The organism is Serratia sp. CoH_122_TC_1 (assembly GCF_058191755.1).
In genome coordinates, this window is the sequence record NZ_JBXWLA010000020.1 from 24,467 (window position 1) to 45,767 (window position 21,301).

A 21,301-nucleotide genomic window follows, 5' to 3' on the forward strand; every position below is an offset into this window, starting at 1 on the left:
TTGGCCTCAGCGTGGCGGTAGCCATTCTTTATTGGTTAATGCGGTCAATACGTGATCCCGCCACTGCCCGTCGATCAGCAGATAATCCTTGGCATAACCTTCACGTTCAAACCCTAACCGGGTCAACAATGCACCGCTGCGCTGATTATGCGGCATATAGTTAGCCATGATGCGGTGCATACGTTGCTGACGCAGCATATAACGGATAGCGGACTGCAACGCCTCGTACATCAGTCCTTGTCCCTGCCATTTCTCAGCTAATGAATAGCCGAGGAAACAAGCATGAAACGAACCGCGCAGCACGTTGCTGAAGTTCGCCACGCCTTGCACTTCATGTTCGTCGGGATCAAGCAGGATAAAATAGTAGGCGCTGCCCTGCTTTTGCATTTCGGTGATCATTCCCAGCCGCGCCTGCCATCCGGATGGATAACAGTGGCTTTCATCACGCACGGGCTCCCAGGGTTTGAGAAATGCACGATTTTCGGCATAGTATTCCGCTAACCGGTAAGCGTCGCGTTCATGAACTAAACGGACGACCATCCGATCGGTGGTGAGGCGTACTTTTGGTGATGCAGAGCGGTAGCCAAACATCATTTCCCCCGCAGTCAGAACGGTTCGATAAGAAGTATTTATTGGGCGCATGTCCGGATAATAATCCTGCGGCAGACTTATCCTGAATCATTATGTCTTAACGACCAGCGCAGAACCGCATATACCCTCATTTAATATAACCGCAGCCAGCCCAGGAGGTAAAACCCAGACAGCTCAGTAAATAAGCGATTGGCCATTTTACGGCTATTTTTGTGCGGTTTTGCCGCGCAGGTAACGTATTGACGATAAAAAAATATTATCTACCCCGCCCCTATCGGCAATCCTGGATTGGGTACAAACTAGAGCGGTCGCACTCCTCTCCCTCTTAATTGCTCGTGGTGAAGCATGTCTCTGGTATCGCAAGCTCGGAGCTTGGGTAAATATTTTCTATTACTCGATAACCTGTTGGTGGTTTTAGGCTTCTTTGTGGTCTTTCCACTTATTTCGATCCGCTTTGTCGATCAGCTTGGCTGGGCGGCCGTCGTGGTCGGCGCTGCGCTAGGTTTACGGCAGTTAATCCAACAAGGTTTGGGGATCTTCGGTGGTGCGATCGCCGACCGATTTGGCGCCAAACCGATGATTGTCACCGGTATGCTGATGCGCGCCGCAGGCTTCGCGACGATGGCAATGGCCGATCAGCCCTGGTTGCTCTGGTTTTCTTGCGCCCTTTCCGCCCTCGGCGGCACGCTGTTTGACCCACCACGCACTGCGTTGGTCATTAAGCTCACCCGTCCACATGAGCGCGGCCGCTTTTACTCCCTCTTGATGATGCAAGACAGCGCTGGCGCGGTGATTGGTGCCTTGATCGGCAGTTGGCTGCTGCAATACGATTTCCATTTTGTCTGCTGGGTCGGCGCAGCCATTTTTGTACTGGCAGCGGGCTGGAACGCCTGGTTATTGCCTGCGTACCGCATTTCCACCGTACGCACGCCGATGAAGGAAGGCATGATGCGCGTGTTGCGCGATCGCCGTTTCCTTACCTACGTATTGACACTTACCGGGTATTACATGCTGTCGGTACAGGTCATGCTGATGCTGCCCATCGTCGTTAATGAAATCGCCGGTTCACCGACCGCGGTAAAGTGGATGTATGCCATTGAAGCTGCGCTGTCGCTGTCACTGCTTTATCCATTGGCACGCTGGAGCGAGAAACGTTTCCGCCTGGAACAACGGCTGATGGCTGGCCTTCTGCTGATGACGCTCAGCCTGCTGCCAGTGGGGTTGGCAACCAGTCTGCAGGGCGTCTTTACGTTGATTTGCTGTTTCTATCTCGGCTCAATCATCGCCGAACCGGCACGTGAAACCCTGAGTGCCTCGCTGGCAGATCCGCGGGCACGCGGGAGCTATATGGGGTTCAGTCGCCTCGGGTTGGCGCTGGGTGGCGCGTTGGGTTACACCGGCGGTGGTTGGATGTATGACACCGGTCACGCGATGAACATGCCAGAACTGCCGTGGATCCTGCTTGGCATTGTCGGTTTTATTACCCTGTTTGCGCTTTATTGGCAGTTCAGCCCACGGGGTGCCACCACTGCGATTGTGCGCGGAGGCTGAGTTTTTTCTCTAAGTTGCCAGAAAATCAGCCGAATTTCTCACAGCTGCTATCCTGATAGTAAAAACACAAACGGGAGACGTTGGCGATGAGTGATGAAAACAAATTACCGCAGTTGCTGGAACACATGGTGCTGAATCTGCGTATGCTTTACGCGCGCTCAACATTGGTAGAAAAGGCGCTGGCCCACATTATTGCCGAGAATGCCGGCCTGAAAAATGACATTGTCAAACAACTGCAGATCGTCAATGCCACCACCGAGCGTGATAAAATCGATTTGGAAGAGGCGCGAATGCATCTGATAGAAGTGATTAATTCCGTCCCGACAAAAAAATAATCCCCGCATTGATCCGCGCTAAATGCGCGGATCAAACAACAATAACGCACCTTCCAGCAAGAACTCTTCGCGACAGCCTCAGTATGCTGTGATAACTATTGCTATTAAAACCTGACAACCGGAGCAAGCATGAAACTGTTTATCTACGATCATTGCCCATTCTGCGTTAAAGCCCGCATGATTTTCGGCCTGAAAAACCTGCCCGTTCGCCTGGTCACCTTACTCAGCGATGATGAAGCGACGCCTGTCAGTATGATTGGCAAGAAAATGGCCCCTATCTTGCAAAAAGATGACGGCAGCTATCTGCCTGAAAGCATGGATATCGTGCACTACGTCGATAATCTTGATGGCAAACCGCTGTTGACGGGGAAAACCAACCCAGCGATCGCCGACTGGTTGCAGCGCGTCGGCAGCTATAGCCTTTACTTATTGCTGCCCCGTTTTGCCAATGCTGACTTCGAAGAATTCGCCACTGACGGTGCACGCCAATACTTCACCGATAAAAAGCAGGCAGCAATCGGCAATTTTGCGAAGCACCTCGGTGACAGTGCCGATTTGATTGCCCAATTGGAAACGGACCTCCAGGCACTTTCCAGGCTGATTGTCTCCCCTGAAGCAGTAAAGGGTACGCTGTCTGAAGACGATATTCACCTGTTCCCACTGCTGCGTTCGTTGTCGATCGTCGCCGGGCTGACACTTCCGGAAAACGTGGAAGCCTATCGCAACCGTATGGCACAGCGTAGCGATATACCGCTGTTGTTCGATATGGAACAGTAATCCCATGCAATAAGGATATAGCGCGCAAATGTTAAAAATGGTGCTCGTCACTGCCCGCGATCGGGCAAGGCTGAAAGAGATTTCTGCGGTACTCATCCGCTACGGATTACAAGATGTCATTCGCCTGCTCGGCCTGAGCACCCTGCTGGGCAGCAATGACGTGGGCAATCAGCCACAAGACAGCCAAACATTGCCGCAGCGTTTGCGCGCCGCACTGGAAGCGCTCGGACCCACCTTTGTCAAATTTGGCCAAATTCTGGCAACTCGCTCAGACTTGCTGGATTCAAGTTGGACTGACGAACTTGATCGTCTGCACAGTCAAGCCGCCACCTTACCCTGGGGCGAACTGGCGCCACAAATTACAGCGGACTTGGGTGGGGATCCTCACAACCTGTTTGCTGAGTTTGACGACGTGCCTCTGGCGGCTGCATCAATGGCGCAAATTTACCGTGCCCGGCTGCACAGTGGTGAAGCCGTGGTGATCAAAGTGCTGCGCCCCGGCCTGGCGAAAACCATTCATGCCGATTTGCGCCTTCTGGCCTATTTGGCGGAAACCGTAGAGCAGCAAAGTCCGGCATTGGCTCGTTATCGACCACGTCAGATGGTACGAGCGCTGGCAACCGCACTTAATCATGAACTGGATCTGACTCACGAAGGCAATAACTGTGAGCGGGTCGCCCAACAGTTTGCACAGCAACCCGATGTCGTCATCCCGAAAATTTATTGGCCGCTGTCGTCAAAGCGCCTGCTAGTGCAGCAATTTTTGCCCGGTATAGCACCGGAAAATCCGCAACAACTGGCAGCGGCAGGCTTCGATGGCCCGCTGCTCGCACGACGCGGCGCTCAGGCCTTTATGAAAATGGTGCTGGAGCACCGTCTCTATCACGCCGATCCGCATCCGGGCAACGTTATGGCCCTGGCGGATAACCGTGTCGGCTTTATCGACTTTGGCATGGTCGGCCAGCTTTCCGAACGGCGACGCAATCAGCTATTGCTGTTGCTGCAAGCCATTGCTGAAAGGGAATCCGGAGGGATCGTCAATACCTTGATCGCCTGGTCAGACAGCGATCCTTTGGATCTTCTGGATCTGGAGTTGGCGGCCCAAAACTTTCTCGATAAGCAAGCCTCTGCCACCTTAACGTTGGGCAAGGCGCTGGCTGATTTGCTGGTAATGGCACGCGAACATCAGCTGGCGCTACCGCCGGATCTGGTGCTGTTGTTCAAGGCCTTAATCACCGCAGATGGTGTACTGCACCGCTTAGATCCCAACTTCGATATCATCGCGACCCTAAAACCCATGCTGCAACAGGTCATGTTGCAACGTTACGCCCCAGAAGCGGTGCGGCGACGCATGCTGGCACTGGGCGGTGAGGCACTCGACGCAGGTGAAGAACTCCCGCAGACGCTACGCCTGTTAATGCGTCGGCTGAAGCGCGGTCAGCTCAGCGCCGACATCAACCTCAAGAACATTGATCAGCTGAGCAAAGCATTGGAACGGGCCGCCGTCACGCTGGCCATAGCCATCGTCACCGCCGCCTTCGCTCTCGGCCTGGCACCTTTCCTGATGCAATCATCGGTGCACCTATGGGGCATCCCGCTGTTTCCTGCACTGGGTGCACTGGCCTGTCTTGGTGGCGTGTTGTTGTTGGTGCTGCGTCTGCGGCGCTAAACAATTTCAGCGTTATCCGATAGGTCATGTCAGATTTCCCGCGCACTATCAATATTATCCCAGGTTCCGGAATGAGCGCTGTATACTGCGCCCATAGCAATCAGGGCGCTTTAGTCGCCCCTTACATGTGAGTACTTATGAAGAAGATTTTAATGGGTGTTGCTGCCCTGGCGTTCGTCGGCGCATTGGTCGGTTGCAATCAGCTGACCCAGTACACGCTCAGCGAGCAAGAAGTGAACGACTACCTGCAAAAACATAACGATTACCAAAAGCAGATCGGTGTGCCGGGGTTGCTGGACGCCAATATCGTACTGACTCAATTGCAGAGCCAAATTGGCCGCAGTGAACCCGGCAAGGTTACCCTTTCTGGCGATGCGAAAGTGAATATTACCTCGATTCTCGGCCCGCAGACGGCAGATTTGAAGCTAACGCTGAAAGCACAACCGGTCTATGATCGTGAGCAAGGCGCGGTATTCCTGAAGGACATGGAATTGACTGACTATAGCGTGCAGCCGGAGAAAATGCAGACAGTGATGAAAGCGCTGACGCCGTATCTGAATCAGTCGCTAAAATCCTATTTTGATCAAAAACCGGCCTACGTTCTGAACCCGGACAACAGTAAAACAGAGGCAATGGCCAAGAAACTGGCCAAAGGATTGGAAGTAAAACCGGGTGAATTGGTCATCCCATTTACTGACTAACACTAGCCTGGAACAAACAGCCCGCTGAATAAGGCGGGCTTAATATTTTCAGGCAGGCAAACGTAAACGACACCGCCAGAAATCGGGTATTACTGTGGTTCACTGTAGGTGATTTTGCCCGCATTGCAGTCGAGGGTGACGTTGTAGGTTTTATCCTGCTTAGTGCCGCGTACTGTCAACGGCACCTGCCAGACGGCATCTTTGCCGGAAATAGCGTCTGGGCTTACCCATGCGATCGGGGTAGCGGTACCCAGCAGCTTTTTATCCGATTCCCAGCGTGTAATGCGGTTTTGTAGATAATCGCGTTTCACCTGTGCAGCAACGTCTGCCGGTTGCAGACCCGCGCATTGCGCCACTTTGGCGCTACGTTGCTCTTGCGCCAGCACCGTCGTGGTTAAACCTGCCATGGCCAACAGTGCTACGGCTAAACTCAGACCTGTTGTTCTCATATTCCCTCCAGTTGTGATTTACGCTATCCGCAGGCATTTGCCCTTGGCTCACAACTGGTCTGGCGAAAGATCAGCGCTTCGCGAAGGTGATGACAAACAGCTCATCCAGCCCCGGATAGATTTCCTTGATCACCTGCTTCAGCTCGCTGAGCGACATGTTTTCCTGCCGAGCATGCAGCTCGGTTAACGCATCCAGCCGTACCGGCGTGACTGACAGGACTTCAATCATGCAAAAGAATACGTTGTCTTCATTACGGCTAACACGTAAGACCTCACCGGGTTGAAAGTGAGATTCACTGGCATCCCGAATGGTGATGGTCTTGAGACCGGCCAAGATGTCTTGTTCAAAGCGACTGAAGAAAGTTATTTCACGGCTCATTCTAGATCCTTTTTCATCACATTGCCGCAACATAAGTCATTATGCTGCCTGCTTTTCTGACGCAGATCCCTCTTTTGTGGTAGCGACAGGTTTTTCCGCTTTAACTTTGGCCGGTTTCTTCGGTGTTTCCACCGGCGCGGCGCCGCGCAGGATTTGCCCCAGCACGTCTTTATTCTCCGCCAGGAAGAAACTCAGCCCTTCACGTTGCTCGTCATCCAGGCTCAATGGCGCCTGTTGCAACCATTCACCAAGGCTGTCGGCCAGATCCAGCATTTTGTCGTAAGCATCGGCTTCTTTCTTGGTTGCGAAAGTCATCTTTTCCTCACCGTTTCTCACCACCACATAGTGAACTTCAACTGCCATATGCGCATTCCTCAAAGGTTAGAATACTGTAATTTTATACAGTATAAGGTGATTTTACGCAGGGATGCAAGTGCACCCCTGACGTGATTTATTTCAACAACCGCACCTTGCAGTTCTTACCCTTGATTTTACCCTGTGTGAGCTGTTGCAGTGCCTTACGGGCGCTCGCCTTGCGGATCGCCACATAAGCATGCACGGGGAACATGTCTATCTTGCCCACTTCTGCTGCCGTTAACCCGGCGTCGCCGGTCAAGGCACCAAGAATGTCACCAGGACGGATTTTGGCCTTACGCCCACCGTCGATACACAAGGTGACCATCTCGGCTTCAAGTGTCGTATGGCTCGCGCCACTCAGTTCAGACACCGGTGCCCAGTTAACTCGTATCTGCAAATACTCTTCAATCGCATGCGCTCGCGCCATTTCCTGCGGTGTGCACAGGCTAATTGCCAGGCCGCTCAGGCCAGCGCGGCCGGTACGACCTATACGGTGTACATGCACTTCGGGATCAAATGCCAGTTCATAATTGACAACCAGTTCCAGCTCTTTAATGTCCAGACCGCGTGCAGCAACGTCGGTCGCCACCAGTACACGGCAGCTACGGTTGGCAAAGCGCACCAGAACCTGATCGCGATCGCGCTGTTCCAGATCGCCATGCAGCGCCAATACGTTTATGCCTCGCGCTTCCAGCGCTTCATATACGCTCTGGCAATCACGTTTAGTGTTACAGAACACCACGCAGGAAGACGGTTGATAATGACGAATGGCCGACACCAACACCGCTGGGCGCTGATCGCGGGTGGTTTCATAGAAACGTTGTTCGATGGTGGTTTGTTCTTCACCGTCGTCCACTTCCACATTTAACGGATTGCGCTGTACGCGGGCACTGATGCGTTCAATACCGCTCGGATAGGTTGCCGAGAACAGTAGCGTCTGACGTTGCGGCGGCGTATAGCTGATCACATCGTCGATGTCATCGGCAAAACCCATGTCCAGCATGCGGTCGGCTTCGTCCAAGACCAGCACTTTCAGTTCGTCCAACACCAGCGTTTTCTTACGCAGGTGTTCCTGAATACGCCCCGGTGTCCCCACGACAATATGCGGTGCATGCACCAGGGAGTCGAGCTGTGGCCCCATAGGCTGGCCACCACACAGGGTCAAAATTTTGATGTTTTGAGTGAAGCGGGCAAGACGGCGCAGCTCTTTGCTCACCTGGTCCGCCAGTTCACGTGTCGGGCACAGGATTAGCGCCTGCGCAGCCACTTGGGCAACGTTAATTTTATCCAGCAGGCCGATGCCGAATGCCGCCGTTTTACCGCTGCCGGTTTTTGCTTTGGCACGTACGTCCTGCCCTTTCAGGATGGCGGGCAATGCAGCAGCCTGCACCGGTGTCATTTCGGCATACCCCAATTCGTTGAGGTTGGCCAACTGTTCGGCTGGCAGCGGCAGGGAAGAAAAAGAAACTGTGCTCACGGCGATAACTCTTATATGGCAAATGGAATGGCGGCGCGCCCATGGGCAGCACCGAATTAACCGCAGATGATAACAGAGATAGGGGGGATTACGGATTTCACACATAAAAAAAGCCGCCACTTGCGGGTTTTGGCGGCGGTGGCAGCAATAGGTTGGCCTTCGGCTGCATACGCAAACGTTTTCGTATATACTGCACGCCCATTATCAGACCGCTTTACACTCCACAGATCCAGGTACGAGACTATGTTAACTATTGGAACCGCCCTGCGCCCCTCCGCCACCCGCGTTATGCTGCTCGGCTCCGGCGAGCTGGGTAAAGAAGTTGCCATCGAATGCCAGCGTTTGGGACTGGAAGTGATCGCTGTTGATCGCTACGCCGATGCTCCCGCCATGCACGTGGCACACCGCAGCCACGTTATTAACATGCTGGACGGCAACGCGCTGAAAGCCGTGATTGAACAGGAACGTCCTGACTATATCGTGCCAGAGATCGAAGCCATTGCCACCAGCATGCTGGTTGAGCTGGAACAGCAAGGACACCATGTGGTGCCCTGCGCCGAGGCAACGCGACTGACCATGAACCGCGAAGGCATCCGCCGCTTGGCCGCAGAAACGCTCGGTCTGCCCACCTCGCCTTATCGGTTTGCTGATGACAAAGTGACATTCCAGCAGGCTGTCGATGACATCGGCTATCCCTGCATCATCAAGCCGGTCATGAGTTCATCCGGCAAAGGCCAAAGCCTGATCCGCCGTCCGGAACAGCTAAACGCAGCCTGGGAGTATGCCCAACAGGGTGGCCGTGCCGGGGGCGGTAAAGTGATTGTCGAAGGTCTGGTGGAGTTCGACTTTGAAATCACCCTGCTCACCATCAGTGCAATTGATGGCGTGCATTTCTGTGCGCCAATCGGCCATCGCCAGGAAGATGGGGATTACCGCGAATCATGGCAACCTCAACAGATGAGCGATCTGGCGTTGAGCCGTGCGCAGGCGATTGCGGAAAACGTGGTGAAAGCATTGGGGGGTTTTGGTCTGTTCGGTGTAGAACTGTTTGTGTGTGGGGACGAGGTTATTTTCAGCGAAGTGTCCCCACGGCCGCATGATACCGGCATGGTGACCTTGATTTCGCAAGATCTGTCCGAGTTCGCCCTGCACGTTCGCGCTTTCCTGGGTCTGCCCATTGGTGCGATCCGCCAGTTCGGGCCTTCGGCATCCGCAGTCATTCTGCCACAGTTGACCAGCCGTGACCTGCGTTTCAGCGGTCTGGACCACGCGCTGGTCGGTCACAACCAACTGCGTTTATTCGGTAAACCGGACATTGACGGTCAACGTCGGATGGGTGTCGCGCTGGCTACGGCAGAAAACATAGCGCTGGCGGTAGAATCAGCCAAACAGGCTGCGGCGGCGGTCGTGGTTGAAGGGTAATTCTTTGGGGCCGGCTTGCCGGCCCCTGAAATATCAATAGTTTTCGTCTTCTTCCGAGTCATCATCAGCCAGATCGTCCGGCCGTTCCTGATGCTCTTCATCGTCTTCGTCATCAAACAGCACGCTGACCTGGTCACCCTGGTGTTTTTCGCGGATTTCCTGTGCAACGCGCGCAATGGCTTCACCACTGCTCATGCCTTGTTCCATCAACGAATGGATACGATCAGCAGCTTCCTGCTGCTCTAGATGGCTCAGGGACGGCATACCTGCAAGCATGTGTTTCTCTCCGACAAAATGGAGAGCGAGTATACCCCCTAAACCGACGGATCCCAACGCTTGTTATTCAGCCGCCGGTTGCGAAACATGCTCACCGTGCCGCCACTGTTTCAGACGATGGAGCCAGAGTATGACGTGCCAGCCTTGTTTTAGACCACGCGCATTGGCGAACATGGCGCGATCAATACCGCGTTGGTAGAATTCATCGGTGATTTGGCACTGTGCAGCCAGTTCAGGTTCACGGCGGATACTGTGGCAAATACCCAATGCTTCGCGCGTGATTTGCCAATGGAAAGCCGGCCTGATGTCGATTTTTCTCGCGTAACGCTGGTTAAGTACCCTCAGCATCTCCACGATTTTCATATAATGGCGCTGATATTCCACGTTGGCTTTACCAATACGGCGGCGATTGCTAATCGATTGGTCATGAACACGCTGGCGATACAGCGCTTTGCTGATATATTTCACCCGCTTGGCATTAAACATCACTTCGGTGGTCCAGGGAATGTCTTGGTGATGTAAACCCGGCTCGAAATACAACTGATGCTGTTTAATAAAATCAAGGCGATAAACGGCTAACCACACCACATGAATAAATTTTCTTGATTTCAGCGCGCGCTCCAACCATTGAACACCGCTTATAACCTGTGTATCGCCCAGTCGTTTGAGTGGAATAATCGGTTGAAGCTCACCCTCATGGGAAAAATAACGTTCACCATTGCACTGCATAACATCCAGCTGATTTTTTTCGGCCAGTTCAATCAAGGTTGAATACATCTCAGGCGCCAGTAAATCATCCGCGTCAGGAAACGCGACATATTTCCCTTTGGCAACGGCCAACCCGGCATTGCGTGCGCAGGACACACCCGCGTTACGCTGATCAATGACAGTAATGTGTGGGTGCTGTCGGGCATAACGATGGGCGATATCGCCAGAGCCATCGCTGGAACCGTCATTGACGATGATCACTTCCAATCGCTGTTCATTTTGGGCCAGCAATGAAGCCAGAAAAGGCTCAAACAGCTCGCCCACGTTGTGCAACGGGACAATAACACTCAGCATTAGGGGCATAGGCAGCTCTTCGTAAAAAGTAACGAATGAATATTCTTAAAATATCAGGGTGCATTTAAATAAAATGAAGCACTTGCCAGTCGATTTACTCGAAGGCATACATGCGTCTTGTTACCATTTATATTTTTATACGTACGCTCTCACAGGCAGTAATTCATTACCCAAATTACAGAACACCTTGGCATTGTTAATAAAATAATCGCCTGTACCATCAGCCAATGATAACAACCAAAAACAATAACCGAGTGAAACTAATAATTTAATTTTCCGTTTGTCATTTAGATACAAAAATATATCGAGCATTGACTGATGTAATTATTTTTAACATAGTAAACTTTAGCTAAAGTCGCAAAAAATGCTTCATTTGCAAAATTGTTTACTCACCGTTTATGTAAAGTGTGCTTCAGCTACTGAGACCAAGACATGCACCCGCCGGTTGAATATGGCAGAATAGCCAACAGAAACAGCCGTCTGTTAGTCAGGTTTATTGAGGCCCATGAGCATAACTGCACCGAATCTTAAGTCTTTACCTTATACCCACACTGCACTGTTAGAGCTGTTTGCACCGCTTGCACAGCAGCCTTGGGCGATGCTGTTGCATTCCGGTTTTGCCGAACACCCACACAACCGTTTCGATATCCTGGTCTCCGCCCCCTGCGCTACCTTAACCACACGGGGTTCCCTCACCGAGATCCACTGCGGTGAAGCGCATTGGCAATCTTCGGAAGACCCTTTCAGTCTGTTGCAACAGCAACTGGATCAACTGAACCTGCACCCGGCGATGGATACCTGCCTGCCCTTTCAGGGCGGCGCACTGGGGTTGTTCGGTTATGATTTGGGCCGCCGCGTGGAAAAACTGCCGCAATTGTCTCAGGCAGATATCACACTGCCGGATATGGCGATCGGCATTTATAACTGGGCTTTGATTGCCGATCATCACCGACAAACGCTGACACTGCTGAGTTATGACGATGTAGAGCAGCGCTGGCAATGGCTCAAGGGCCAACAACCTGAAACCCGATGCGCATTCACGTTGACCCGTTGCTGGCAAGCCAATATGACGCGGCAACAGTACGGTGAAAAATTTCAGCGCATTCAGCGTTATCTGCGCAGTGGTGACTGTTATCAAATCAATCTGGCACAGCGATTCTCTGCTGAGTATCAGGGCGATGAATGGCAAGCATTTCAGCAATTAAGCGCCAGTAATCGTGCGCCCTTTTCTGCCTTCTTGCGCTTGCCACACAACACCGTCATGAGCGTTTCACCCGAGCGTTTTCTATGGCTGGAAGATCACCATATCCAGACGCGCCCCATTAAAGGCACCCTGCCACGCCTGGCCGATCCTGAGCAGGATGCTCAGCAAGCGCAACGGTTGGCGAATTCCGCCAAAGACCGCGCGGAAAACCTGATGATTGTCGATCTGCTGCGTAATGATATTGGCCGTGTCGCCGAGCCTGGCAGCGTGAAGGTTCCCGAGTTATTTGTGGTAGAGCCCTTCCCAGCGGTGCATCATCTGGTTAGCACTATCACGGCGACCCTGCCGGAACACACCCCTGCGACGGAATTGCTGCGCGCGTGTTTCCCCGGCGGTTCCATTACCGGTGCCCCCAAAGTGCGTGCGATGGAGATCATTGAAGAGTTGGAGCCACAACGGCGCAACGCGTATTGCGGCAGTATTGGGTACATCAGCGTCTGCGGTACCATGGACACCAATATCACCATTCGCACACTCATCACCGAAAACAACCGTATTTACTGTTCCGCCGGTGGCGGTATCGTTGCCGACAGCCAGGAACAGGCGGAGTATCAGGAAACCTTTGATAAAGTTGGCCGCATCTTGCCACAACTGGGGGAGTTTACCGCGTCGTGAACCAGCCGACTTATCCAACCTCATTGGCAGCCTTTATCAGCCGTTTTCAGTTGCAGCTGCCACAGGCGTCGCAAATCTCACATAACGTTCGCCCGGCGGCAGTGTTGATACCTATCATCTGCCGCCCTAAGCCGACGTTGTTGCTCACCCGCCGCGCCGACTCGCTGCGCAAACATCCTGGACAGGTCGCCTTCCCTGGCGGCAAAACCGACGCCGACGACGGCTCATCGGTGATCACCGCCCTGCGGGAAGCTTATGAAGAAGTGGCGATCCCACCGGAGGCGGTGACCATCCTGGGGCAACTGGCACCGCTCGACAGCAGTACCGGCTTCCAGGTCACCCCTGTTGTGGGGCTTATTTCTCCAGATGTACGATTCGTCGCCAACGCAGACGAAGTTGCCGATGTTTTTGAAATGCCATTACACGAAGCATTGACGCTATCGCGCTATTACCCACTCGATATTCAGCGTGCCGGTCATTCCCACCGCATTTATCTTTCTTGGTATCAGAGCCAATTTGTCTGGGGATTAACCGCCGCCATCATCCGGCGCCTGGCGCAGCAGGTCAGTATTTAGCGTCAATTCCGTGACCGCGATCACAAGCCAAACGGTTACCTGCGTAGTTGGCGCGGGTAAAGCGATCGGCATCACTTCATTTGTTTGCTTTTTCAACTACCGTTCTGGCTATCAGAGTTTTAAAAAAACTGTAAACCCTCTCTTCAACCTTACGAAATACCTGTAAAATACTGCCGTCCGGGATAAACCACTATTTTAGCAAGGTTTAAACTGGCCGCGCTCAGCACGGGAAGCTGGCGCGATTGCCATTAACGGAGTTTAGGCAACGGAAGGTTCCAGGGCCGGCCGAATGTCTGAGGCAATCACTAACAGAAGTAACACCACGGATTATTTTATTTCATGCGAAAAAGACAACCGAACCCGTACGGTCCTTTTACAATATCGCTGTTCCCTGCGCGGTTTTTAACCGCTGCAGCCATAACAATATGCCTCTAAGGAGTTTTAGCGTGATTAGCGTTTTCGACATGTTTAAGATCGGCATCGGCCCGTCCAGCTCTCATACGGTTGGACCGATGAAAGCCGGCAAACAGTTTGTCGACGATCTGGTAAATAAAGGCCTGATGCCTTCTATCACGCGTGTTGCTGTAGATGTTTACGGCTCACTCTCATTGACCGGTAAAGGTCACCATACCGATATCGCTATCATCCTCGGCCTGGCAGGTAATATGCCGGATACCGTTGATATCGATAGCATCCCGGGTTTTATTCGCGATGTAGAACAACGTCAACGCCTGATGCTGGCCAATGGCCAGCATGAAGTCGATTTCCCGCGTGATGGCGGCATGGTTTTCCGCAGCGACAACCTGTCACTGCATGAAAACGGCATGCAAATCCACGCCTTCTCCGGGGATAAACAAGTTTACAGCAAGACTTACTATTCTATCGGCGGTGGTTTTATCGTCGATGAAGAAAACTTCGGCAAGGCCGACGAGCATGAACTGAGTGTCCCATATCCGTTCAGTTTTGCTCGCGAAATGCTCGATCACTGCCGTGAAACCGGGTTGTCCCTGTCAGGCATGGTGATGCAAAACGAACTGGCATTGCACAGCAAACAGGACATCGAAACCTATTTCGGCAACATCTGGCAGACCATGCGCGCCTGTATTGATCGTGGTCTGAATACCGAAGGCGTGTTGCCGGGGCCGCTGCGTGTTCCACGCCGTGCATCCGCCTTGCGCCGTCTGCTGGTTTCCTCAGATAAACTGTCCAGTGACCCAATGAACGTGATTGACTGGGTCAATATGTTTGCACTGGCAGTGAACGAAGAGAACGCGGCAGGCGGCCGTGTTGTCACGGCGCCGACCAACGGGGCTTGCGGCATCGTACCGGCCGTGCTGGCGTACTATGACCACTTTATTGAGTCCGTTAGCCCAGACATTTACATCCGCTACTTTATGGCTGCGGGTGCCGTCGGTGCGCTGTACAAGATGAACGCCTCTATCTCCGGTGCCGAAGTCGGCTGTCAGGGTGAAGTGGGCGTGGCCTGTTCAATGGCTGCGGCCGGTCTGGCTGAACTCTTGGGCGGTAGCCCGGAGCAGGTGTGCATCGCGGCAGAAATCGGTATGGAGCACAACCTGGGGCTGACCTGTGACCCAGTTGCCGGCCAGGTTCAGGTGCCGTGCATCGAACGTAACGCCATTGCTTCCGTGAAGGCGATCAACTCAGCACGCATGGCCTTGCGCCGTACCAGTGAACCTCGCGTATCGCTGGATAAGGTGATCGAGACCATGTACGAAACCGGCAAAGATATGAACGCTAAATACCGCGAAACCTCTCGCGGTGGTCTGGCGATCAAAGTGCAGTGCGACTAACGTCCTCACCCCGCCTTCACGGCGGGGTTTTTCTTGGTATGAACGCTGAATAATCAAACCACTAACACACACCAAGTGACAATGTCACGATAAAATATGTCGACACTGTCACGCCGATCCTGCGGTTAACCCGCAATTTAGCCCTCTGTTTCGCCAAATTTAAATAATTTACTGGGTTACCATCACTCTTGTATAACGACAGGCTAGAATTAGCCAAGTATCATTTAGGGCAGTTTGGCCTGGCGGTGATTTTTGGGCTGGCTTACCGAACAAGGATTTAGTGATGTTGATGACCCAACTTACCGTGACCAAATACCGTTATTACCGTTGGCTACTGGCCGGGGCGGTTGGGTTGGCTATTCTGCTACTCTCACTCTATACCCGTTATTACCAAGAACTTGGTACCATCGAACAAAACCGACAGTTTCTCGCTACCCGCACCGTTGCCAAAATTAATGATTTACTGACGCCCGCCCGACAACAAGCCGAACGATCCATGCCGATGTTGGACCAATCTTGTGAAACCGCAATGTCAGCATTGCGTTTCCGCGCCGCACAAAACCAGGCCTTACGTGCCATGTTATTGGTCAAAGATGGTGTTATTTACTGTTCCAGTCTGTTCGGCGCACGTAAGTATGATTTCAGCGCTATTTTACCCACCGTAGCAAACGATGGCGCGACACTGGTGCTGCGCCCCTCGTTAACCGTCGCCAAAGGGGTACCTACGCTGATCATGTGGACACCCGTTGCGCCAGGTGATAACCGCAACGGTGTGTTACACGTTTTCAATATAGAATTGCTGGCAAACTTTCTGCTGGAGCCTCAGGAACCCTTTGCACAGCGCGTGGTGTTAAACGTCGGCAATTACAGCCTGGAATACGGTCGTCGAGAGATCTTGCGCAGCGATACGCTGACGGCAGACCTACGGTATACGGCAAAATCTGCGCAGTATCCCTTCTCTATCTCATTATTTGGCCCACAGGCTAACGTGCTGGCGCTGACGGCACTGCCGCGTCATATCCCATTGTCGCTGTTGATCAGTCTGCTGGCAGCCTATGTGGTGTATCTGCTCACGGCTAACCGCATGAGTTTGTCATACCATATTGGCCATGCCATTACCCATCGCGAGTTCCGTGTTTACTGTCAACCTATCATCAATGCCGAAACCGGCAGATGTGTTGGTGTTGAAACCTTGTTACGTTGGAAAAACAAACGTCAGGGCTGGATTTCACCTGATGTATTTATCCCGCTGGCAGAACAGCATGGCTTAATCATCTCCCTAACACGCTACCTGATAACCACTGTGGTAGAGAACCTGCATTTGTTCCCGCCACGCCCTTCGTTTTATATCAGCATCAATGTCGCCGCCGAGCATTTCAACGGGGTTACTATCATCGACGACATCCGCCGTCTGTGGCTGCCAGCCCATCCGATGCCGTCACTGATGCTGGAATTGACCGAGCGTACCGCATTGTCGGAAATTCAGTATGAGCAGATTAAAACGCTGAAAGAAATGGGTGTCATGCTGGCCATTGACGATTTTGGAACCGGGCATAGCTCTCTGAGTTATCTGAAAAAACTCAGCCCTGACGTATTGAAGATCGATCGCGGTTTTACTGCGGCAATCGGCACCGATGCGATTAACGCGACGGTCACCGATACCATTATTACCCTGGCACAGCGTTTGAAGCTGAAACTGGTGGCTGAAGGAGTGGAAACGGCCGAACAAGCGGATTATCTACGCTCACGTGATGTGAACGCCTTGCAAGGTTTCTATTTTGCCAAACCCATGCCGATCAATGTATTTCCGTTGTGGCTACAGCAATATGAATCGCGGTTACGGGCAATGAACAAGCGGGAAGAACGTCAAAGAGAAGAGGAAATCAAGCCGGAGGCATAATGCCCCCGGCCCGTGATATTACTGGTGCTCCTCGTCGTGAGGTTCCACTTTTGTGATACGCACCAGCTCGATACGGTACTCAGACACCTCGACGATTTCAAAACGCAGTCGATTAAGTTCTACCACATCACCCACGACCGGCATTTGGCCGTAGTGTGCCAGCAGGAACCCCGCCAAGGTGGCGTAATCCGCCGTTGGGCTAACCAAGTCTTCACAGTTTAGCGCCTGCTCCAGCGAGTGCATGTCAGCACCGCCTTTCACCAGCCAACTGTTGGGTTCCACCACGATATCCGGCGTTTCATCCTCATCAGGGAATTCACCTGCGATCGCCTCCAGCACATCCAGTGGCGTAACCAGTCCCTGCACTACGCCAAATTCGTTGGTGACGACGACCAAACGCCCTTTGGCACGTCGCAAGACTGCCAGCAGGTTAATCACGTCCATGGTCTCCGGCACGACGATCGGCGGTGTGCGCGCAGCGAATTCTGCGATATCTTCGCCCCGCTCTACTGCCACCAGCAGATCCTTGGCACGAACCACACCGATAATCTCATCCAGGGAGTCACGGCACACCGGGAACAGGCTGTGTGGCGTGTCCAGCAATTGTTCACGGACTTCTTCCCGTGAACGATCGCAATCCACCCATGAAATTTCGGTGCGCGGCGTCATGACGCTACGCAGGGAACGGGAGGCCAGCGTCAAAACACCGCTGATCATATAGCGTTCTTCTTCTGCGAAGGTTTCGTTTACCGGCATCGGCACCGCTTCATCTGTCTGCTGTGCTCGCTGTTGCCCCATCAAACGCATAATCGCTTCGGCGGTACGCTCACGCATAGGACGATGCGCCTGATGCTTGATAAAGTTACGGCGCGCGATTTGGTTAAACAGCTCAATCAGGATCGAGAAGCCAATCGCAGCGTACAGATACCCTTTCGGAATATGCATGCCAAAGCCTTCGGCGATCAGGCTCAAGCCAATCATCAACAGGAAGCTCAGACACAGCACCACGATAGTCGGATGCGCATTCACGAAGTTAGTCAGCGGTTTGGAAGCCACCAACATCACCACCATCGCGATAACCACGGCCGTCATCATTACCGCCAGGTCGTTCACCATCCCCACCGCGGTAATGACCGCGTCGAGCGAGAACACCGCATCAAGGATCACAATCTGCACCACAACAGCCCAGAACTTGGCGTAGCCCCGGTTAGCGCCATCTTGATGTGTTTGTCCTTCCAGCCGTTCGTGCAGCTCCATGGTGGCCTTGAACAACAGGAAGACACCACCAAACAGCAGGATCAAATCACGGCCAGAGAAGCTAAAGTCCGCCACGCTAAACAGCGGCGTGGTGAGCGTTACCATCCAGGAAATGACCGACAACAGGCCCAGACGCATAAACAGCGCCAGCGACAGACCGAGTATACGGGCTTTATCACGCTGCTTCGGCGGTAGCTTGTCGGCCAAAATGGCGATAAACACCAGGTTGTCGATACCCAGTACAATTTCCAACACCACCAGTGTCAGTAACCCAGCCCAAATTGAGGGGTCCATTAAAAATTCCATATCAGACTCCGAAAAAAAGACAGGATGGCCGAGCGATGCTCAGGCGTGACGATGCCGACGCAGGATTTGCGCAAACAACAGCAAGATAACGGGATTGCAGTACCGGGAGATGGCCGAACGGCCGTGTGATTTGTGCTACGCCAGCAGGTGGCGGGTGGAACCTTGAAAAACAGTAACTTCGGTGACAGTCCATAGGGTGGGCTGAGGCCCTTCACTCCTAAATATGAAAGAAGAAATACTCTAGCAGGAATTTTTTTGCCGGCAAAGAAGCTTTTTTACGTTCTGCATCGTCTTGTAACAGCTCTGTTGTTTAATTCCGCAAACACCGTGTTAAGACTTATCCGAGCGTTCAATAACAGAGCAATGTCACAAAATTTATTTTTTCACTCACTAAAATAAATGACGCTAACGTGGTTCAACGCGCACAGGCTTTTGAAACTGCGCGAGAAATGTTAAGAGCGGGTTTCCAAATATCTACCATAATGTATCTGAACCGCGGAAGTGACTGCCAGGAAGCAAATGAACTAAAGAACGACACAATCCGTGCATGAAGTTCAATGAGGAGGTAGCGAGTGGCAATAGCTATTATCATCGGCACACACGGGACCGCAGCGGAACAATTGCTGAAGACGACGGAAATGCTATTAGGCGAACAGGACAACGTCGCTTTTATAGATTTCGTCCCCGGTGAAAATGCCGAAACGTTAATCGAGAAATATAACGGAAAAATCAGCGGACTCGACACCAGCGGTGGCGTCCTGTTCCTGGTGGATACCTGGGGCGGCAGCCCTTTCAATGCGGCGAGCCGTATCGCCGTCGATAAAGAAAACTATGAGGTCGTCACCGGGGTGAACATTCCCATGCTGGTGGAAACATTCATGGCAAGAGACGACAACCCTGGCTTTGACGAATTGGTCGCGCTGGCGTTGGAAACTGGCCGTGAGGGTGTGAAAGCCCTGAAGAAACCAGCAGAAGAGAGTGTTAAGCCCGCGGCACAACAGAGTTCTCCCGTCGCAAAACCCTCAGCACCACAGGCACCTCTGGGCCCCAATGACCACATGAAGATCGGCCTGGCCCGCATCGATGACCGTTTGATCCACGGTCAGGTCGCGACCCGTTGGACCAAGGAAACTGACGTCACTCGCATTATCGTTGTCAGTGACGAAGTCGCCGCCGACCACGTTCGCAAAACCTTACTGACTCAGGTGGCCCCGCCCGGCGTCACCGCTCACGTGGTTGACGTAGCGAAAGCCATCCGCGTCTGGAATAACCCGAAGTACGCGGGTGAACGCGTGATGTTGCTATTTACCAACCCAACTGACGTGTGGCGTTTGGTGGAAGGCGGTGTGGACATCAAATCGGTGAATATCGGTGGTATGGCATTCCGCCAGGGTAAAACCCAGGTAAATAACGCCGTTTCTGTCGACGAAAAAGATATCGAGGCGTTTAAGAAATTAAACGAGCGCGGTATTGAATTGGAAGTGCGTAAAGTCTCGTCCGACAGCCGGTTAAAAATGATGGACCTGATTAACAAGCTCAATTAATGGCGACATTTCCCAAGATAATTGGAGTGGCATCGCAAAGGCACGTCTGCGAATCACCCGAAGCATAACGAACGATGCGACGAGGGTAAGCGGATTCAGCCAACAAAGATGCGGCTTCAAGTAGGAAGGGTATAGCCAATAATTATTTTACTCAGAGATCTTTGGTCATAGGAGAAGTGCAATGGAGATTACCACTCTTCAGATTGTACTGATATTTATCGTTGCCTGTATCGCCGGGATGGGTTCCGTCCTCGACGAGTTTCAGTTCCACCGTCCGCTGGTCGCTTGTACCCTGATCGGTTTTATTCTCGGTGATATGAAGACCGGCATCATCATCGGCGGTACGCTGGAGATGATCGCCCTGGGCTGGATGAACATCGGTGCGGCAGTTGCGCCAGATGCTGCGTTAGCGTCAATCATTTCTACCATTCTGGTTATTGCCGGCGGGCAAAGCGTCGGTGCCGGTATCGCCCTGGCCATCCCCTTGGCGGCGGCCGGACAAGTTCTGACCATCATCGTACGTACGCTGACGGTCGCCTTCCAGCACGCCGCGGACAGCGCGGCGGAACGCGGCAGTTTGCGCGCCATTACCTGGTTGCATATCTCTGCCCTGCTCCTGCAGGCGATGCGTATCGCTATTCCGGCGGTTATCGTCGCTATTTCAGTGGGTACTTCAGGCGTTCACGCACTGCTTAACTCGATCCCGGAAGTTGTCACCAGCGGCCTGAACATTGCCGGTGGGATGATCGTCGTCGTCGGTTACGCGATGGTGATCAACATGATGCGTGCCGGTTATTTGATGCCATTCTTCTACCTCGGCTTCGTGACCGCTGCCTTCACCAACTTTAACCTGGTCGCGCTGGGCGTCATCGGCGTGGTGATGGCCGTGCTTTATATCCAGCTCAGCCCGAAATACAACAAGTCTCAGGTTGTACAAGCCGGCCCGGCGAATAATGACCTCGATAACGAACTGGACTAGGAAT

The 21,301-nt window shown here is 52.8% G+C and carries 20 protein-coding genes; 12 read left to right on the plus strand and 8 right to left on the minus strand.

What is annotated here, in order from left to right:
- Positions 1-6: 6 nt before the first annotated feature.
- Entirely contained in the window at positions 7-591 is a 585-nt protein-coding gene (gene rimJ / locus AC2FC2_RS22180; protein WP_037419996.1) for a ribosomal protein S5-alanine N-acetyltransferase, read from the minus strand.
- A gap of 345 nt (positions 592-936) precedes the next feature.
- Between rimJ and mdtH the strand changes: the two genes are divergently transcribed.
- The 5 genes from mdtH to AC2FC2_RS22205 all read left to right on the plus strand — a co-directional run bounded on the left by mdtH (position 937) and on the right by AC2FC2_RS22205 (position 5,624).
- Complete coding sequence (gene mdtH / locus AC2FC2_RS22185) at positions 937-2,142, plus strand: multidrug efflux MFS transporter MdtH (protein ID WP_265553664.1); 1,206 nt, start codon at positions 937-939, stop codon at positions 2,140-2,142.
- A gap of 86 nt (positions 2,143-2,228) precedes the next feature.
- On the plus strand, positions 2,229-2,477 hold the full coding sequence (locus AC2FC2_RS22190) for a hypothetical protein (RefSeq protein ID WP_209634017.1): 249 nt from the start codon (positions 2,229-2,231) through the stop codon (positions 2,475-2,477).
- A 129-nt stretch (positions 2,478-2,606) separates the two neighbouring features.
- Positions 2,607-3,254, plus strand: a complete 648-nt coding sequence (grxB, locus tag AC2FC2_RS22195) for a glutaredoxin 2 (protein ID WP_265553666.1) — start codon at positions 2,607-2,609, stop codon at positions 3,252-3,254.
- Positions 3,255-3,282: 28 nt separating this feature from the next.
- Positions 3,283-4,923 carry an ABC1 kinase family protein gene (locus tag AC2FC2_RS22200; protein ID WP_209634022.1) on the plus strand — a complete coding sequence of 547 codons (1,641 nt, stop codon included), beginning with the start codon at positions 3,283-3,285 and terminating at the stop codon, positions 4,921-4,923.
- Between the two features lie 137 nt (positions 4,924-5,060).
- Entirely contained in the window at positions 5,061-5,624 is a 564-nt protein-coding gene (locus AC2FC2_RS22205) for a lipoprotein (RefSeq protein ID WP_012145524.1), read from the plus strand.
- 89 nt (positions 5,625-5,713) lie between these two features.
- Here the strand turns inward: AC2FC2_RS22205 and yebF are convergent, their stop codons facing one another.
- From yebF to dbpA, 4 genes are all read right to left on the minus strand, one after another.
- A complete protein-coding gene (gene yebF / locus AC2FC2_RS22210; protein WP_490659923.1) occupies positions 5,714-6,073 on the minus strand; it encodes a protein YebF in 360 nt (119 codons plus the stop codon).
- A 70-nt stretch (positions 6,074-6,143) separates the two neighbouring features.
- Positions 6,144-6,452, minus strand: a complete 309-nt coding sequence (gene yqfB / locus AC2FC2_RS22215) for a N(4)-acetylcytidine aminohydrolase (RefSeq protein WP_037419871.1) — start codon at positions 6,450-6,452, stop codon at positions 6,144-6,146.
- A gap of 39 nt (positions 6,453-6,491) precedes the next feature.
- On the minus strand, positions 6,492-6,815 hold the full coding sequence (locus tag AC2FC2_RS22220) for a YebG family protein (RefSeq protein ID WP_209634028.1): 324 nt from the start codon (positions 6,813-6,815) through the stop codon (positions 6,492-6,494).
- Positions 6,816-6,903: 88 nt separating this feature from the next.
- Complete coding sequence (dbpA, locus tag AC2FC2_RS22225) at positions 6,904-8,286, minus strand: ATP-dependent RNA helicase DbpA (RefSeq protein ID WP_209634030.1); 1,383 nt, start codon at positions 8,284-8,286, stop codon at positions 6,904-6,906.
- Between the two features lie 243 nt (positions 8,287-8,529).
- On the opposite strand from dbpA, the gene purT reads away from it, so the two are divergent.
- Complete coding sequence (purT, locus tag AC2FC2_RS22230) at positions 8,530-9,708, plus strand: formate-dependent phosphoribosylglycinamide formyltransferase (protein ID WP_490659924.1); 1,179 nt, start codon at positions 8,530-8,532, stop codon at positions 9,706-9,708.
- Between the two features lie 33 nt (positions 9,709-9,741).
- Here the strand turns inward: purT and AC2FC2_RS22235 are convergent, their stop codons facing one another.
- Complete coding sequence (locus tag AC2FC2_RS22235; protein WP_209634034.1) at positions 9,742-9,984, minus strand: YoaH family protein; 243 nt, start codon at positions 9,982-9,984, stop codon at positions 9,742-9,744.
- A gap of 63 nt (positions 9,985-10,047) precedes the next feature.
- Complete coding sequence (locus tag AC2FC2_RS22240; RefSeq protein WP_209634036.1) at positions 10,048-11,055, minus strand: glycosyltransferase; 1,008 nt, start codon at positions 11,053-11,055, stop codon at positions 10,048-10,050.
- A 496-nt stretch (positions 11,056-11,551) separates the two neighbouring features.
- Here AC2FC2_RS22240 and pabB point away from each other — a divergent pair, with 496 nt between their 5' ends.
- The 4 genes from pabB (at position 11,552) to AC2FC2_RS22260 (ending at position 17,211) form a co-directional block, all read left to right on the plus strand.
- On the plus strand, positions 11,552-12,925 hold the full coding sequence (gene pabB, locus AC2FC2_RS22245) for an aminodeoxychorismate synthase component 1 (RefSeq protein WP_490659925.1): 1,374 nt from the start codon (positions 11,552-11,554) through the stop codon (positions 12,923-12,925).
- Positions 12,922-13,500, plus strand: a complete 579-nt coding sequence (locus AC2FC2_RS22250; RefSeq protein WP_490308197.1) for a CoA pyrophosphatase — start codon at positions 12,922-12,924, stop codon at positions 13,498-13,500. The genes pabB and AC2FC2_RS22250 overlap by 4 nt, the downstream gene beginning before the upstream one ends.
- A gap of 446 nt (positions 13,501-13,946) precedes the next feature.
- Complete coding sequence (gene sdaA, locus AC2FC2_RS22255; RefSeq protein ID WP_490659926.1) at positions 13,947-15,311, plus strand: L-serine ammonia-lyase; 1,365 nt, start codon at positions 13,947-13,949, stop codon at positions 15,309-15,311.
- Positions 15,312-15,594: 283 nt separating this feature from the next.
- Complete coding sequence (locus AC2FC2_RS22260) at positions 15,595-17,211, plus strand: EAL domain-containing protein (RefSeq protein WP_490308195.1); 1,617 nt, start codon at positions 15,595-15,597, stop codon at positions 17,209-17,211.
- Between the two features lie 18 nt (positions 17,212-17,229).
- Here the strand turns inward: AC2FC2_RS22260 and AC2FC2_RS22265 are convergent, their stop codons facing one another.
- Complete coding sequence (locus tag AC2FC2_RS22265) at positions 17,230-18,774, minus strand: TerC family protein (RefSeq protein WP_490659927.1); 1,545 nt, start codon at positions 18,772-18,774, stop codon at positions 17,230-17,232.
- Between the two features lie 572 nt (positions 18,775-19,346).
- Here AC2FC2_RS22265 and manX point away from each other — a divergent pair.
- Positions 19,347-20,318, plus strand: a complete 972-nt coding sequence (gene manX / locus AC2FC2_RS22270; protein WP_490659928.1) for a PTS mannose transporter subunit IIAB — start codon at positions 19,347-19,349, stop codon at positions 20,316-20,318.
- Between the two features lie 181 nt (positions 20,319-20,499).
- Positions 20,500-21,297 carry a PTS mannose/fructose/sorbose transporter subunit IIC gene (locus AC2FC2_RS22275; RefSeq protein WP_037419902.1) on the plus strand — a complete coding sequence of 266 codons (798 nt, stop codon included), beginning with the start codon at positions 20,500-20,502 and terminating at the stop codon, positions 21,295-21,297.
- The last annotated feature ends 4 nt before the right edge of the window (positions 21,298-21,301 follow it).

Excerpts from the sequence above, each read along its gene's own strand:
- AC2FC2_RS22240 (WP_209634036.1), bottom strand. The coding sequence starts at position 11,055 with ATGCCCCTAATGCTGAGTGTTATTGTCCCGTTGCACAACGTGGGCGAG.
- pabB (WP_490659925.1), top strand. The coding sequence starts at position 11,552 with ATGAGCATAACTGCACCGAATCTTAAGTCTTTACCTTATACCCACACT.
- AC2FC2_RS22260 (WP_490308195.1), top strand. The coding sequence starts at position 15,595 with ATGTTGATGACCCAACTTACCGTGACCAAATACCGTTATTACCGTTGG.
- yebF (WP_490659923.1), bottom strand. The coding sequence starts at position 6,073 with ATGAGAACAACAGGTCTGAGTTTAGCCGTAGCACTGTTGGCCATGGCA.
- rimJ (WP_037419996.1), bottom strand. The coding sequence starts at position 591 with ATGTTTGGCTACCGCTCTGCATCACCAAAAGTACGCCTCACCACCGAT.
- AC2FC2_RS22275 (WP_037419902.1), top strand. The coding sequence starts at position 20,500 with ATGGAGATTACCACTCTTCAGATTGTACTGATATTTATCGTTGCCTGT.
- AC2FC2_RS22235 (WP_209634034.1), bottom strand. The coding sequence starts at position 9,984 with ATGCTTGCAGGTATGCCGTCCCTGAGCCATCTAGAGCAGCAGGAAGCT.
- AC2FC2_RS22220 (WP_209634028.1), bottom strand. The coding sequence starts at position 6,815 with ATGGCAGTTGAAGTTCACTATGTGGTGGTGAGAAACGGTGAGGAAAAG.
- AC2FC2_RS22205 (WP_012145524.1), top strand. The coding sequence starts at position 5,061 with ATGAAGAAGATTTTAATGGGTGTTGCTGCCCTGGCGTTCGTCGGCGCA.
- AC2FC2_RS22265 (WP_490659927.1), bottom strand. The coding sequence starts at position 18,774 with ATGGAATTTTTAATGGACCCCTCAATTTGGGCTGGGTTACTGACACTG.
- grxB (WP_265553666.1), top strand. The coding sequence starts at position 2,607 with ATGAAACTGTTTATCTACGATCATTGCCCATTCTGCGTTAAAGCCCGC.
- mdtH (WP_265553664.1), top strand. The coding sequence starts at position 937 with ATGTCTCTGGTATCGCAAGCTCGGAGCTTGGGTAAATATTTTCTATTA.
- purT (WP_490659924.1), top strand. The coding sequence starts at position 8,530 with ATGTTAACTATTGGAACCGCCCTGCGCCCCTCCGCCACCCGCGTTATG.
- AC2FC2_RS22190 (WP_209634017.1), top strand. The coding sequence starts at position 2,229 with ATGAGTGATGAAAACAAATTACCGCAGTTGCTGGAACACATGGTGCTG.
- AC2FC2_RS22200 (WP_209634022.1), top strand. The coding sequence starts at position 3,283 with ATGTTAAAAATGGTGCTCGTCACTGCCCGCGATCGGGCAAGGCTGAAA.
- yqfB (WP_037419871.1), bottom strand. The coding sequence starts at position 6,452 with ATGAGCCGTGAAATAACTTTCTTCAGTCGCTTTGAACAAGACATCTTG.